The 16,104-nt window shown below is 37.0% G+C and carries 11 protein-coding genes, 2 tRNA genes and 1 pseudogene; 3 read left to right on the forward strand and 11 right to left on the reverse strand.

The genetic code is table 11. The annotated features are described in order from the left end of the window. Positions 1-419: 419 nt before the first annotated feature. Positions 420-496: transfer RNA gene (locus ESZ26_RS14645), tRNA-Pro, on the reverse strand. Positions 497-542: 46 nt separating this feature from the next. Continuing rightward, positions 543-618 (reverse strand) — tRNA-His (locus tag ESZ26_RS14650). Between the two features lie 234 nt (positions 619-852). Here ESZ26_RS14650 and ESZ26_RS14655 point away from each other — a divergent pair. Continuing rightward, complete coding sequence (locus ESZ26_RS14655) at positions 853-1,410, forward strand: DUF1285 domain-containing protein (protein ID WP_146800212.1); 558 nt, start codon at positions 853-855, stop codon at positions 1,408-1,410. 49 nt (positions 1,411-1,459) lie between these two features. Here the strand turns inward: ESZ26_RS14655 and hemN are convergent, their stop codons facing one another. The 7 genes and pseudogenes from hemN to ESZ26_RS14690 form a co-directional block, all read right to left on the reverse strand. Next, positions 1,460-2,830: an oxygen-independent coproporphyrinogen III oxidase gene (gene hemN, locus ESZ26_RS14660; protein WP_146800213.1), complete on the reverse strand. Its 1,371-nt coding sequence runs from the start codon at positions 2,828-2,830 to the stop codon at positions 1,460-1,462. A 153-nt stretch (positions 2,831-2,983) separates the two neighbouring features. After that, positions 2,984-3,475 carry a DUF2489 domain-containing protein gene (locus tag ESZ26_RS14665; RefSeq protein ID WP_146800214.1) on the reverse strand — a complete coding sequence of 164 codons (492 nt, stop codon included), beginning with the start codon at positions 3,473-3,475 and terminating at the stop codon, positions 2,984-2,986. A gap of 9 nt (positions 3,476-3,484) precedes the next feature. After that, positions 3,485-4,069, reverse strand: a complete 585-nt coding sequence (gene yihI / locus ESZ26_RS14670) for a Der GTPase-activating protein YihI (RefSeq protein ID WP_146800215.1) — start codon at positions 4,067-4,069, stop codon at positions 3,485-3,487. A gap of 824 nt (positions 4,070-4,893) precedes the next feature. Further along, entirely contained in the window at positions 4,894-5,418 is a 525-nt protein-coding gene (locus ESZ26_RS14675; RefSeq protein ID WP_070375174.1) for a VOC family protein, read from the reverse strand. 127 nt (positions 5,419-5,545) lie between these two features. After that, a complete protein-coding gene (locus ESZ26_RS14680) occupies positions 5,546-7,363 on the reverse strand; it encodes a M61 family metallopeptidase (RefSeq protein ID WP_146800216.1) in 1,818 nt (605 codons plus the stop codon). Positions 7,364-7,487: 124 nt separating this feature from the next. Beyond that, positions 7,488-8,348 carry a formyltetrahydrofolate deformylase gene (gene purU / locus ESZ26_RS14685; protein ID WP_146800217.1) on the reverse strand — a complete coding sequence of 287 codons (861 nt, stop codon included), beginning with the start codon at positions 8,346-8,348 and terminating at the stop codon, positions 7,488-7,490. 131 nt (positions 8,349-8,479) lie between these two features. Further along, positions 8,480-8,716 (reverse strand): annotated as a pseudogene (locus ESZ26_RS14690) (VF530 family protein); the annotation flags it as partial. A gap of 162 nt (positions 8,717-8,878) precedes the next feature. On the opposite strand from ESZ26_RS14690, the gene ESZ26_RS14695 reads away from it, so the two are divergent. After that, positions 8,879-10,759: a methyl-accepting chemotaxis protein gene (locus ESZ26_RS14695; protein ID WP_146800219.1), complete on the forward strand. Its 1,881-nt coding sequence runs from the start codon at positions 8,879-8,881 to the stop codon at positions 10,757-10,759. A 102-nt stretch (positions 10,760-10,861) separates the two neighbouring features. Here the strand turns inward: ESZ26_RS14695 and ESZ26_RS14700 are convergent, their stop codons facing one another. Next, positions 10,862-11,590 (reverse strand): glutathione peroxidase, encoded by a 729-nt coding sequence (locus ESZ26_RS14700; RefSeq protein ID WP_146800220.1) that lies wholly within the window; start codon positions 11,588-11,590, stop codon positions 10,862-10,864. A gap of 146 nt (positions 11,591-11,736) precedes the next feature. Beyond that, on the reverse strand, positions 11,737-15,000 hold the full coding sequence (locus ESZ26_RS14705; RefSeq protein WP_146800221.1) for an ATP-binding protein: 3,264 nt from the start codon (positions 14,998-15,000) through the stop codon (positions 11,737-11,739). Between the two features lie 308 nt (positions 15,001-15,308). Here ESZ26_RS14705 and hutG point away from each other — a divergent pair, with 308 nt between their 5' ends. Then, positions 15,309-16,094 (forward strand): N-formylglutamate deformylase, encoded by a 786-nt coding sequence (gene hutG, locus ESZ26_RS14710; protein ID WP_146800222.1) that lies wholly within the window; start codon positions 15,309-15,311, stop codon positions 16,092-16,094. Positions 16,095-16,104: the final 10 nt, after the last annotated feature.

Below are 16,104 nucleotides of genomic sequence, written 5' to 3' on the forward strand. Positions count from 1 at the left end.
GCTACTCATAGTTATTCAACGTCAGTGATTTTCTTAAATCCGTCTCACAGACAAGCAGAAAGCCCTAGCTAGTGTTCTGCTAAATATGATTAAGAATATACAAAAGCTAATGTCAGCTTTTGGCTAACTCTTGACCTAAAGTACTACCTGTAACTAACGTCTATAATGCGCACTTTTTTGTGTTTTTCGTTTAGGTCTATATTTCACTTTTCAGTAAAAGGCACAGGAACCAGACAGTAAATGCCCTAAACAGGCAAAGTTAATCAGTTCCGGTCGATGTTGAAGATATGAGCTGTAAGTTGGATAGTCGTGTAAGTAATTAGACCTAATTAGCTTCAAATACTCACAGAATATGCACCGGAGCGATTTTATGAAGTGTTAGTTTATTGTGTATTCTAAGGGGGGATTTAATTTAAAAGTGGTCGGTGATGCAAGATTCGAACTTGCGACCCCTTGGACCCAAACCAAGTGCGCTACCAAGCTGCGCTAATCACCGATTATTTATTCGTAGTTTTATATTTTAACTTATGGGGAAGAAAAAATGGGGTGGCTAAAGGGACTTGAACCCTCGACAACCGGAATCACAATCCGGGGCTCTACCAACTGAGCTATAGCCACCACTGATATTACTTGAAGTGCCCAGTGATAAGGCGCGGAGAGTATATTGCATTTTTAAGCAGATTGACAAGAAAAATCTTTGTTTTTAACTGTTTTATCCGCAACATTTTACTTAACTGGATTTTTACCTCGTTATGAAGTTAATTCTAGATGCTGTTTTACTAATGTCTCCTCATACTGTATTTTTACCTTAGGTCTTAAAATTACTATCCAACGGATAATTTGGCGGTATATATGTCACTAGACAAAATTTCTGAACAATTAAATAAGCTAACGCCAGGTAAAGCTAAAAACTTACCACCGATAGAATCATGGAACCCACCGTATTGTGGAGAAATTGATTTACAGGTTAAAAGTAATGGTGACTGGTTTTATGGCGGCACAATATTTAAACGGCTATCTTTAGTTAAACTTTTTGCTTCGGTTTTATTAAGAGAAGTTGCCGGTGATCGCGACGAGTACTTTTTAGTGACACCCGTTGAAAAAGTTAAAATTCTGGTAGAAGACGCCCCTTTTGTTTTAACGCAGTGGGCTTGGCAAGATGATAACAAATCAATAATGACGGTTAGTACCAACCTAGATGATGAATTTGTGCTTGATGAAACCCATCCGTTAACGATGAACGCTAACGGCGAATTATATGTTTTAGTGCGTCGTAACTTATTGGCAAAAGTTCACCGTAATGTTTATTACCAATGGGCCGATTTAGCACAAGAAGTGGTTACAGAGAAAGGTGTTGAATTAATTTTTTCAAGTGCTGGCCACAAGTTTAGTTTAGGCAAAATTGATTAAATTTCTCACCTTTATAATTATTTATTGTTTATAAAGGTGGGAGTTCCGCTTAAATGACCCGCGAGAAGCGCTGTTGGTTAACGTGCTGTTTCATATAAGCATCAAAACTCATACAAATATTACGAATCAATAAACGTGCTTTCTGATCTACTTTAATAAACTCAGCAGTATTTTCAACCAAACCATCGCTGATAAATGTTTTCAGTAGAGGTAAATCTTCAGCAAAATATTCTGCAAAATCAATGTCGTATTTTTTGCTGATCTGTTGTTTATCAATATATAAATTACACATTAATTCACGAATAACTTCGCCACGGATCACATCATCTGTTGATAAACTAACCCCTTTCACTTGAGCGTTTTTTCTAGTATCTATCGCTTTATAATAGTCTTGCAATTCTTTAATGTTTTGACTGAAAGCTGTACCGATATTACTAATAGAAGAAACACCTAATCCTAATAAGTCACAACCACCTTTAGTGGTATAACCTTGAAAATTACGATGCAGGGAACCCTCTTTTTGTGCAATAGAAAGTTCGTCATTAGGCTTAGCAAAGTGATCCATCCCAATAAAATCGTAGCCAAAGCCACAAAGTTTTTCGATGGCGAGTTTCATTAAGGCAAACTTTTCTTGTACGCTGGGTAACCATTCGTCACGTAATTTACGTTGGGCAGCAAATCGGCTGGGAATATGTGCATAGCTAAACAATGAAATACGGTCTACATCCATCTCATGGGCTTTGTTAAGCGTTTTTGTAAAGGTTTCTATAGTTTGGTGGGGCAAACCATAGATCAAGTCGATATTAATTGATTTGAAGCCCACGGCCTTTGCATGGGCAATAAAGTCGCTAATAAATTCGGTTGATTGCACACGATTAATTGTTTCTTGTACTTTTTTGTCAATGTCTTGTACGCCAATACTTAGGCGATTAAAACCTAAATCAAAGAGGTGCTCAGCAAGGTTCATTTCAATTTCACGCGGATCAATTTCTATACTCATTTCTACATGTTCAGCAAAAGTGAATTTTTCTTTTAATAAAGAAACTAATTTTGTGATTTGGATATGGGTTAAAAAACTGGGTGTACCACCGCCCCAATGGAGCTGCTTAACGGTGTAGTCGGTAAAAAATTCAGCACGAGAACTAATTTCTTCCGCTAAAAATTCTAAGTAGGTATCTGCTTTATCACGGTGGCGGGTAATAACTTTATTGCATCCGCAGTAATAACAAAGACTATGGCAAAAGGGAATATGTACATACAAAGACAATTCACGATTGGGTGAATCTTTTACTGCTTGAATGAAATCTTGTTCAGAAAATTCATCATGAAACTCTAATGCCGTGGGATAAGAGGTATATCTCGGTCCACTGGTATTATATTTAGACAGTAATTTAGGGTCAAAAAATTGATTTGCTTGCATTGGTTGTTACCGAGTTAGCCATTACTTATATACTCGCTATCAATCAAGATGTAGGTTGAATGGTAACGGGTATATGCTAAGTAACAGTTTAACAATGCCAACATTAACGATATTGATCGAGCGCAACAAAGCGTGATTAACTTGGTAAAAAAGTTAGCTTGCCAAAGCACTGATACGTTCTTGAGCATATTGATGCAAAGAAGTAACATCAATTTTTATCTGTGCAGATAAGTCGCCTTCTGCTTTCATACGTTCAAAATCAAGTTTCATACGCTCATTTTTTGCAAGTTTTTTTCTTGCTTCAAGAATAGGCATATGTTTGATTTTATTATAAAGTTCAAAGACAGCAGGAAATTCTGCTGATAAACCTGTACTCAATTTTAAAGAGTCGAGCAATACACTTAAGCGCCAACAACCCTCAGCGATATCGCATTGCTCTTCTTTCATTGCGTGGGCGATGATCACGACACTACTGAGTATTTTACTGTCGTGCTTCGCTAAGGCAATTTTTTTATCTTGCTCGGCCTGTCTTATTTTAACCGTTTGCGCCTTTAGTTGGTTTAATAATTTCACCGCATAAAAGGTAAGCGCAGCAATAATAATTACTGCGCCAACAATTGCATAAATCCAAGGATTTGAAAACATGATAAAGCCTTACTCGAATTCTGACAGGTCGCTGTTGTCAAATTTGTCCCAAAGATCATCACCCGATTTTGCTTTACTTAGTGTTTCAGGCGATTCATCGTCATCTTCATCTTCTATGCCGAGTATCTCACGTAATTGCTGATGACGTTCCATCTTCTCGTTAAAGTAATCAACATCTTCGTTACTTAGCGAAATATCTTCATCTTGCTGGGCAAGAATACTCTGCAAGCGGCTATCTTCTTCAATAGCGAATAGTTCTTGTTGCAATGAGGTATCAGCTTCAACAACACGAATAGCAGCAATTGGAGAGTTATCTACTTTTACTTTGTTTTTGGCTTTAAAAGGTTGCACCGCTGCTTTTATCGGTCCGCCAAGATCTATTGGTTTTTTACTACCAATGCGCGGATCTTTATTTTCTGTAGGTAGGTGAGATTCTTTACCTGCATCAAAAGCTTCTTTTTGTCGGTTGCCAGCTTGCTTTCCTGTTTTTTTCTTTGGTTTTCTATCAACAGGAACTAGGGCTTTTTTCTTATCATCTTTCACAGCGCCGATAGGGCCATTGCCTTGCTTTCTAGATTTTTTGGTACGAGACATAAAATAATTTCGTTTTTAAGTTCAATGTTTCTATTTTACGTTATATTGTAGGAAACAGCGATAGTGTTTTTCATGATTAATTTTCAGGCATAAAAAAACGATGAACAAGTCATCGTTTTCATCAAACTTTAAGTGGTTATCCTAACCTATTAGCAATTCCCTTTATAAGCTTTAACGTATTATTATTTTTTATGTTGCGTTAAATACTCGGTTCATTTTTTATTGGTCATCCTGACACTTTATTGGGCTGTCCGTATCGGTCTATCGACCTAAATATTAACAATCATCCTGATATTAACTTAATCATCCGTATTCTTTAAAAGTAACATTCTACTAAGAGAAGGTTAAAGGCTTTCCGTGCAATTCAATCCATATTTTTATTTGGCTACAAAGTAGCTGGACAATACTTTACCTTAGTTTATAAATGCCGCAAGTTATAAATATACATTTATTTACAATTCATTAAATTGTAAAGTTTAACGTGTTGTTTTTAAATAGTATTAATTGATTTTAAATTTAGTGAATGATAGTAATAAGCTTTATTTATGGCTAATGTCTTACAAGTAAAATCATAAATGTAGTACTTTATTTTGCTTGCTTTATATACGAAATCTTTCGTTTTATGTACTAATGTCCTATTTAATGAATAAGGTAAAATGAATAAATAGATATTATTTATTCATTTTGCCTAGTCAATGCAAGGAAGTTAATTGGTGGTTTACTGCTAATAAAAGTCAGGGTAGTAAACTAAGCTGATAAAAAAATATTCAGCTTAGTGATATTTATCGTATCTCGTTGGAGAGCTAGCGAGGGACGAAAGAGCCTTATTCGTGTAACCAAGCTGCGTGCTTTGGCGCTACTTTAGTGACTGCCCACTCTTCAATCATTAAAGGTGCGACCCTTTTTAATTCTTTCATTTGTTCAACCGTACCAGTATTTGCCGCCAACTCTAAACGATGCCCGCTCGGGTCAAAGAAATAAATTGATTTAAATACGCCATGATGAACGGGGCCTAAGACATCAACCCCCTTACTTTGTAACTCTTCTTTTGCGGCAACAAGTGCATCAACATCTTCAACTTCTAGTGCAATATGCTGTACCCATGTTGGTGTGTTTTCATCTCGGCCCATGGTTGGGGAATTAGGGATTTCAAAAAAGGCTAAAACGTTGCCCATGCCTGCATCTAAAAATATATGCATATAAGGGTCTGGCGCTTTAGTCGACGGTACCTCATTTTCAGCAATGGCTACCGTCAGTTCCATGTTCAAATGTTCTTTGTACCAATCAACAGTAACTTTTGCATCCGTACAACGATAAGCGACGTGGTGAATTCGTTTCATTTTGATCATTTTAAACCTCTAATATTCTATTTTTGAAAGCAATAAGGTTATCTTTACATAAAGTAACTTTTGTTACTAGTTTGTGATTTTTTTAATTACGCTAGCGTTTAACTTTTTTGTGGCAAAAAATTTACAGTTAATTTTTACAACGCCATTTCTCGCTAAGCGTTCTGTCCACCTCAGTAATCGCTATGGCCGCCAGAGGTGAATCAATGAAAACAAGGTGACTGGTCATTAATTGATCATCACGGAAGTAGTGGCAGGTTAGCTCAGTATTTTCTGGTAAATGGTCAGCAAGTTGCTGCAAGGATTTTTCAGTCACTTTTATATTATTTACGGCAAGTAAAATATCGTTAACCGCTAAACCAGCTTGAGCTGCCGGAGCGTTTTCGATAACCTGAGTGATTTTTACGCCCAATGGTAACGCGCTATATTGTGCACCGATATAAGGAGCATAGGCGTTATTATCAGTAGTTTCTAAGCTATTAAGTTTTTTAAACTTTCGAGCAGTAAAGGCAATACCTACTTGCTTAAGTAACGGTGCTAACTCAACACGTTGAGCATTATTAAGTAAAGCTTGAAAATCCGCTGTAATATCGTCGTTACAGAGAATGTTGGCGATATTTATAAAGTCTTCCTCGCCAGTGCCAATATTTGTTCTACCAAAATGTATCCATAATTCACGCATTAAGGTATCTAAACTGTAGACACCTGCTGATTTTTCTCGAATAGTTAAATCTAGCCAGAGTGCAATTAAGGCGCCTTTAGTGTAATAACTAACAATATTATTAACACCATCGGGACCTTGTTGATAAAACTTAGTCCAAGTATCAAAGCTGGAGTCACTGACACTTTGTTTTAGTTCGCCTTGGCCACGGTATACTCGGGTAGCTGTCTTAGATAATTGCAGTAAATAGTCTTCAAAACTGATCAATCCGCTGCGAAACAATGAAAAATCATCATAATAAGACGTGATCCCTTCATAAGCCCATAGTTGTCTGGTATGGACTTCATGTTGCAAGTTGTAGGGAATAAATTCTTTTGGTTTAATACGGCACACATTCCACGCGTGAAAATATTCGTGTGAACATAAGCTTAGAAAAGTTTGATAATTTTCAGACGTTTCATCAGGTCTATTAGGGTTAGGTAAATCAAAGCGACTTGCCTGTAAAATAGTCGAATTTTTATGTTCAAGCCCACCAAAACCGCTGCCTAACAAATGGGTAATAAACCAGTACTCTTTAAAAGGGGCCTCGCCAAATAAGTTAATATGATGCTGGCAAAGTTTAGCAATATCTGCTTTTAAGCGTTCCCGATCACCAAAATGTTGGCTAGTAAAGACTAAGTGGTGAGTAACACCTTCGACCACAAACTCGAAAGCATCAAAGTTACCAATGGCAACAGGGCAGTCGATAAGTTCGTGATAGTCTTTAGCAATATAATCACCTAACTGATATTTGTCAGTGCCTTTAGCGCGCGTTAAGCCGGTGGCAACTCGCCAACTATTTAATGGTGTAGACGCTTTAGCTGCTAGGTCTTGTGGTAATGCAATGGTTAACTGGCAGCGTTCATCGGGTAACTCTTGCACTTGTAAAAAGGTTGAACTGCCATTAAAAAAGCCACGTTCACTGTCTAAATAAGCGGTGCGTACCGATAAATCGAAAGCGAATATTTGATAACATATCGTGGTGTTGGCACTTGTTGCGGTTAATTGCCAAGTTTGCTTATCGGTTTTATTTAGCGTAACCGCCTCAATAGGTTGAGTCGTTTCTTGGTCGCTGCTATAAGCGCTAATTTCAGTAATGTTTTTCGCAAAGTCACGGATCATATAGCTACCAGGTAACCAAGCGGGTAGTGATAAATGGTAAGTTTTACCCACTTGTGTGGCAAAAGAAAGCGCAACAGAAAATAAATGACTGTTTAAGTTTTTAGGCGTTATTTGGTAGTGGATCATCGAAAAATACAACTAATTAAGGCAAAAGGTTATGCCTTAATGTAGCAGAAATAGGCTATGAAAACAGTAAAGCACCTCACGTACTAGCTGCTTTAAATGGTACGTTTTCGTTATAAATTAACCGTTAAAGTAAAATAACTGTTTTGCCCTGATTCAAACAGACGCGCTGCTCGGCATGCATCCTAACCGCATGAGACAATGCTGTTGCTTCAATGTCGTGACCACTATGAACCATTTGCTCTATTGTCAGGCTATGGTTAATTGCTTTAACTTCTTGCACAATAATGGGCCCTTCATCTAAGTCACTGGTGATATAGTGGGCGGTTGCGCCAATCACTTTTACACCACGTTGGTGGGCTTGATGGTATGGTTTTGCGCCTTTAAAACTGGGTAAAAAAGAATGATGAATATTAATAGCTTGACCTTGCCATTGTTGACAAAAATCATCAGACAAAATTTGCATATAACGCGCAAGCACTAATAAGTCTGTTTTATAGTTTATTAATAAGGCTTGTAGTTCACTTTCTTGCTGCTCTTTTGTTGAAGAGGAAATAGGTAAGTGATGAAAAGGAATTTTATGCCAATCAACTAAGGCTTGGCAGTCCTGATGGTTTGAAACCACAGCAGCAACATTAATCGGTAAAACACCGGCTTTAACTTTAGTTAACAACGACACTAAGCAATGATCATCTTTAGATACTGCTATAACGACATTTGGAAAATCGTCACGCTCTCTTAATTGAAAGTTCATCGCAAGCGGTTGGGCTAATTCAGCGATTGCTTGACGGAATTGCGCAATTGAAACCGTTAAGTTTCTGTCATCAAATGCAATACGTGAGAAAAAAATCGAGGTATACGGATCGCTGTACTGTGAGGTTTCTGTAATAAAAGCGCCGTGCTGGTAAAGGCTTTGAGAAACTTTTGCTAATACTCCTGAAGTATCAGGGCATTGCCAAGTTAAAATGTAGTGATTAATGGGTTTCATACCTGACTCCAAAAAATAATGAATATGGAGCCAGTGTGACAGGTTTTTAACTAAGCAATTAGTTTATTGCGCTATAAGCTAAAATTTTTATTGAGTATTAGTAGCTTGCGAAATTATTGACCGCTATTTTTTTCATCATTTACTTGATGAACTTTATGATAATTCTTAATAAAAAGTGCTTCAACTTTTTCACGCGCCCAAGGCGTTTTACGTAAAAATTTTAAGGTTGAATTGATACTAGGATCCTCAGTGAAGCATTTAATTTTTATTTGTTGACTAAGCGCAGGGTAACCAAAATATTCAACAAGTTCGGTAACAAGTGCTTTTAAAGTGATGCCATGTAATGGGTTGAAAGGTTGATTGTCCATAAGAGTAATTAGCGATACTATCATTAAAAATATAGCGCTATTTTATCAGATTACTTTTGAAGTTGCTTTCAAAAGATTAAATGTAACGGGAAGTTGGATCTAGATATTCCCAGTGCTATGGTAATGCCATAAAGTTGGCTAATAAAGTAAGAGAGATCATCAGTGTTTAAATTAAAATTTTCCCACAAAATAATTATGGTGACTACCGTATTATTATTAATAGCCCTGTCGGTATCTACATCAATTAATTATATATTTTTGAAAGACCATACTCAAAAAAATCTTAACAATGCTATTGATGAAATAGGACGTTCGGTTTCTGGAAATATTGCTAACTGGTTAACGAATCGCCTACAAATAATCGATGCAGTGGCGCTTAATATTACTGACATTAATAGTCATGAAGAGATTTTTCATGCGGTTCAGCAAGCAGTAAAAGCCGGGAAGATGAAGAATACCTTTGTTGGATTAGCAAGTACTGGCGAATTTATTCTTGATGATTTAACGATACAACTACCAGAAGGTTTTGATATTCGTCAGCGCCCTTGGTATTTACTTGCAAAAGAAGGGCGTAAGTCTTCTTTTACTGAAACTTATATAGATGCCACAACGGATCAAAAAGTATTAACGGCTGTAGCGCCTATTTTGAAAAATGGTCAATTTGTTGGTGCCGCAGGAGGAGATATTTTTCTAGATGAAATTTCATCTATTTTAAACGAAATTGATTTCCTTGATTTAGGCTATGCCTATTTAATGACTTCAAAAGGCAAGATTCTCAGTCATCCTGAGGTGAAATATGTCGATAAAGAGGTCAGTGAATTATTAGGTCAAACACCGCCTTTTACGAGTGACTTAAATGAGATTAATAATCACACCATAGTTTCATTTATCCCCATTAAAGGTATTGACTCGGTTAATTGGTATGTAGGTGTCGTGCTTGACAGCGAAAAAGCTTATCAACCTATGGTGAATTCGAGAAACATGGCCATTATTGTGGTTATTGTTAGCTTACTTGCCACAATCATTCTTCTACATTTGTTGTTCAGTTATTTAATGAAACCTATTCAGACCTTAAATCTTGCCATAAAAGGTATTGCTCGAGGCGACGGTGATTTAACTCAACGTTTATCGGTTGAAAGCCAAGATGAGTTTGGTGAACTATCAGAAAACTTTAATGATTTTATTGAAACCATGCATCATTCGATGCGAAGAGTTAAAGAGTCAGCGGCGAATTTAGAACAACACATTAACCAAGTTCGACAAAGCTCACAAGTCGGTATTGATATGGCCGATCAACAGCTTAATCGCGGCGAGAGTGTATCGACAGCGGTAACTGAGTTAAATAACTCCTCGCAAGAAATTTCGACTAACGCAGTAACCGCATCTGACTTAACATCAGGTATGCAAGCGCAGTCAAATGAAGGGCTGGTGGCACTCAATGAAAATATTCAGTCTATTGAACATTTGTCAAAAATAATGACACAGTCAAGCGGTGAAATTGAAAAGTTAAGCAGTGAAACTAAAAATATAGTCAGCATTTTAGATGTCATTAAAGGGGTTAGTTCACAAACCAACTTACTTGCGTTAAATGCCGCTATTGAAGCTGCACGTGCTGGGGAAGCGGGCAGAGGTTTTGCTGTGGTAGCTGATGAAGTTAGGCAGTTAGCTCAACGCACTCAAGAAGCGGCACTGGAAATTGAAACCATGATTGACAACTTAGAAACGGGCACCAATGCGGTGGTCGCGTCTATGGAAGAAAGTCAAAAAAATAGTACCAGCAGCGTCCAGAAAGCCACAGTAGCCGATGAAAAAATGCAACTAATTATACATATGTTACAACAAGTTGATAATGAAAATCATGCAGTAACCGAAGCCACCCAACAACAAGTTAACGTGATTAGATCGATCGATGAAGATATATTAAATTTGATGGATTTAAATCAGCAAGGCGTACAAAATTTACAGCAAACACAGCAAGCTTGTGACAGTTTACAACAAGAGTTCACCGGCTTGAATGACTTAGTAGGTAAGTTTAAAGTCTAACGCTAAAGTTTAAAAAAAAGCTAGATAACGTGAGTTATCTAGCTTTTTTGTTTTTACGGTATCGCCAACAATCAGTGTCAAGTGCTGGTCTAACGATAAGGTTTAGCCAAAGTAAGCGGCTAAATCTTCACTACCACCAATGTTTTTACCATCAATAAATACTTGTGGTACCGTATCCGAGTTGGTAATAGCACGGAACATTGAAGTATTTACGTCAGTACCGACGACTAATTCTTCAAACTTTAAACCTTGGCTTGTTAATAACGCTTTAGCTTTTTTACAAAATGGGCAATCTGGCTTACTAAAAATTGTTATTTCTTGAGACTGTACGGCTTCAGGATTAATGTAATTGAGCATGGTATCAGCATCAGATACTTCAAATGGGTCGCCAGGTAAATCAGGTTCAATGAACATTTTTTCTATAACGCCATTTTTTACCAGCATTGAATAGCGCCAGCTGCGCTTACCAAAACCAATTTCTTTTTTATCAACTAATAAGCCCATCGCTTCGGTAAAGTCGCCATTGCCATCGGGAATAAAACTAATGTTGGCAGCATCTTTGTCTTGTGCCCAAGCATTCATTACAAAGGTATCATTAACAGAAATACAGACGATTTCATCGACACCATTCGCAGAGAACTTTTTCGCTAGTTCATTGTATCGTGGTAAATGTGAAGATGAACAGGTCGGTGTAAATGCCCCCGGTAATGAAAAAACAATTACGGTTTTATTAGCAAAAATTTCATCACTGTTTCGACTTGCCCAACCATCGGCAGTAATAATAGGAAAAGTAGTGTTTGGAACTTGCTGTGTTTCTTTATTGGTAAACATAGTCACTCGCTTTGATTGATTTGAATCGATTAAGTGAAACCAGTATGGGTGAATAACTCAATTTAATAAAGTGATAAAAACAATTCATAATGATTGATTAAAGCGATTGATAATAAGGAGGCTAATCTACATTCCTCATTAAAAAATCACTGTGCTTGTGATAATAACCAACGTTTAATTTCTTCGGTGAGTATATCAAGTTGCAAATAAAGGTGGCTAGCAGACGCTTTTATATCGTGACTATTTTCAGCCTTCGCCTGCTGACTAACATCATTGAGCGTTTTAGCTATCTCATGGTGAGCAAAATACCGTGTACTGCCTTTTAGTTTATGGGCAAGCACTTGTATATATTTATGGTCAAAATTTGCCGTAGCGCTTAGCCACTGCTTTTTTTCTTTTTGCCATGAGGCAATAAAAAGTCGGCCAACATTTCTACTCAGTTCAATATCATGCTCATTATTTTTCAGCAGCATATCTAAATCAAAGAGGGTAAAATTTTGTTTAATTAAGTTGTTTTTTTGCTGTTTCTTTAATAACTGTCGATAGGCATTGTTGAGTTTGTTGGTTATCTCTTCCTGTGGGCAAGGTTTGGCCATGTAATCATTAAAACCGGCGGCGATACATCTTTCAGCTGCGCCACTCAGCGCATCTGCGGTTACCGCAATTAACCAAAGCGGTCGGCTTTGTTCAACGGCTGTTAGCGTTTGAGCGAGTTCAAAGCCATCAACATTTGGCATATGACAGTCAGATATAATAATGTCATAAGCTTGTTTTTCATGTAAATCCAAAGCTTCCTTACCGTCGTAAGCAATGTCGGCTTTAATATTTAGACGCGCAAGTTGTGCGCAGAGCACCTTAACGTTTACTAGGTTATCTTCGGCAATAAGAATACGTAGATCTTGAAAACGGTTATCGTCAGCGGCATTAATTAAACGTGTATTACTGCGACGGTTATCGGTAGAACTCTCTAAAGTTGATTGTTTTAGTTTTAAGCTAAAATGGAAGGAACTCCCTTGATTAAGGGTCGAATCAATTTTAATTTCGCTGCCCATCGCTGATATTATTTCTTGGCAAATACTTAATCCTAAACCGGTACCACCATATTTTCGGGTAATGTCATCATCGGCTTGAATAAAGGGGGTAAATAAGAAGGTTTGTTTTTCTGCCGCTATACCCATGCCGGTATCTTTAACATCAAAATAAAGCGTGTCGTAGGTGTTGTTATTGATAACCTCACTGCTAACAACCGTGACAATTAAATCGATTTGTCCTTTATCTGTGAACTTAATGGCGTTACTAAGCAAATTATTGAGTACTTGTGTGAAGCGTGTTGGGTCGGTTAAATAGCAATGGCTGATTTTATTATCTATTTGTAAATTAATCTCTAATGGTTTGTGGTGTTCAATGTGATTAAAACCATTAATAATATTTTTACAAAGTAAGTTGAAATTGACTGGCACTGACTCTAAAGTAAGCTTGCCGGCGTCCATCTTTGAAAAGTCGAGCACATCATTAAGTAAAGCTAATAAGTTGGTTGCCGAGCCCTGTAATGTTTCAAGTAAATCATTCTGTTCGGTATTTAAAGGCGTAAATGCCAGTGCTTCTGCCATACCTAAAACACCGTTCATCGGCGTTCTAATTTCATGACTCATGCGCGCAAGAAAAGTGATTTTTGCTTGAGCTGATTTCTCTGCTTCTATTTTTGCAGATTCAGCAATCGCTAAAGCATGTTCCACTTTTAGTTGGGCAAGCTTTCTTACCTTAAGTTGTCGATAATAAATCCAAAAAATAATTAACCCAAAAAGCATTATTGCGACAAATAAATAGCTGACATTTCGATAAGCATTAGCAATTTGTTTATCGGCATTATTTTCATGAAAAGCCGTTTGGCTCCATTTTGCATAAAGTCTTTCGTAATCGTTGGCTGAAACACTTTTAATGGTCCGGTTGAGTAAGCTAATAACATTATCGTTACCGGTGTTACTGGCGAAAGAAAACTGAGCATTATCATTAAAGTTTATTAAAGGTTGGCTTGTTAAATTAGAGAGTTGATTTTCTTTAACCAAATACGATGAAACCAGAGACCCTCCAATAAATACATCAGACTCACCTAAGGATACTGAAGCAATGGCCGCATTCATCGAATCAAAATAATTAAGATGAGCAAAGGGAAGTTTTTCTATTAATAACCTGGTGGCATTAAAGTTATTTACTACGGCAACTTTCTTGTTACCTATGCCACTTAACCCATCTATTATGGTGTCATTATGACGATAGACCATACTATAACTGGCTTTTAAATAAGGCTCAGAAAAAATGAGCTTTTTTTCTCGTTCTTTATTGCGCTCAACCAATGATAGAACATTGATTTTTTGTTGCGCTAAATAAGAAAAAATTTGCTCTATATTTTTTACATAGACAGGTTTATAAATAATACCGGTGCGCTCTGTTGAAAGCATAAATAAATCAATGGTGAAGCCTCGTTCGGTAATGTGATTAAAGTTTTTAGTAATAATATAGGGAGGGAAGCCACCAGACACCACCGGAAAATAGAGTTGATTATGGTCAATAATAAAATCTTTTTCAGCAACCGATAAATTAGTAAAATAGGCACCAAAAGTTAACGAAATATTTCCTTCATTCAAAGCTAAATATTTATTATTCCATAACTCGGCTTGTTGTCGACTTACTGAGCGAATGCCATCGTTAACTTCATGCATCAATGCTCTATTCTTTTTACTAACAGCAAAGCGAAAGTAAACTTCTGGGGCATCATCTTCAGCAATATGAAAAGCACCACTGAGCTTATACTCATTTAACTTTTGATTAAGTAACCAAGGTTCTGTTGCATATAAGGCATCATACTTTTGATAATCGCCGAGCAGCTTATCAATATCTTGATAATAATAACGTTCAATATGGCGACTAAGAAAAGCTAAAGTTGTCTGATCGTCAGAATAGATGCCTATTTGCAGACCATTACTCTTATTACTTTGAATACGACGAAACACTTTTTGTTTGAATTTAGCATAAGGAATACTGAAAAATAAGTTTGTTTGTTCCTGTTGATAGCGAGTAATGGCAACAACATCAATACTATTATTAGTGAGCGACTGATAAGCCTTTTCTGTTGGCATGTAGCTAAATGACACTTCACGTTGATTATCTATTGCCCAAATTTGCCAATACTCTTTAAGAAAATTAACCAGCTGTTGAAATTTCTCTCCAGAAGCAGCATTGATTGACGACCTATCGGGTAAAGCTATTCGAAGGGGCGCTTTATTGTCGGACAGCTGCTCGGCATAGGCACTAAAAGTGATTAACAAAACACTGCACAATACTGTGCATTTAAGCCAAGTAGACAAGCGCCATAACATACTCTTTATATTACTTATAATGTCATAATCCATGGTTTAATATTTAGGTCTGTTGTTAAGTTTATCTATGAGAGTAAAAGTGAGGTTTTAATAAATACACTTTATGCTATAAGTAGCAAACCAGCAAATAATAATAAAAAGATGAGTTATTTAATACAATGAAAATAAAACATTTTATAGGTGATACGGCCAGTTATTGCCATGATATATATTGAATAAAGCTTAGCCATTAACAAGCAAGGTAGCTGAAATTTAGCATCATAGAGCAATAAATTTGCTTGCCAGGGCAACAGCATGATAAATTAGCTGGTAAAGTTGTATATACAATTAAAGGGTTAAAGATGTCTATTACATACACGTTAATAAAAGGTCGTATTCCATTACTTATTAGCATGCCGCATAACGGTGAGGCTTTACCTGAAAATATTGCCAGTAAAATGACTGAACAAGGTAAAAAAGTGGCTGATACCGACTGGCATAAAGACAAACTTTACGCCTTTGCTCAAGCGCTTGGTGCTTATATTATTATGCCTAAATATAACCGTTATGTTATTGACTTAAATCGAGATCCAGCAGGTGTTGATTTATATCCTGGCGCCAATAGTACTGAATTGTGTCCGACGACCTCCTTTGACCTTGCGCCACTTTACCTTGATGGCCAAGCACCTGACAAAGATGAAATCGCACATCGGGTAACTACGTATTGGCAGCCTTATCACCAAGCATTGAAAACCACACTAGCCGAGATGGAGGCTGAATTTGGTAAAGCTGTTTTACTCGAGGCCCATTCTATTTTGTCAACCGTGCCAAGATTTTTTACCGGCCAATTACCCGATTTTAATTTTGGTACGGCTGATGGTAAAAGCTGTGCGCCCGAATTAATCACCGCACTACAAAAACTCGATTATTCACCCTATAGCATGATCACTAACGGGCGATTTAAAGGCGGTTTTATTACCCGACAATATGGTCAACCGCAAAAAAATATTCATGCGGTACAGTTAGAGCTTTCACAACGTACTTATATGAGTGAACCCAGCCCAGAATACAATCAAGCGTTGGCGGATCAAGTTATTCCTAAGCTTGAGCAATTAGTGCAAGCGTTAATCCACTTTTCACAGCAATAAATTAGCACAG

This window comes from Colwellia hornerae (genome assembly GCF_007954355.1).
GTDB lineage: Bacteria > Pseudomonadota > Gammaproteobacteria > Enterobacterales > Alteromonadaceae > Colwellia_A > Colwellia_A hornerae.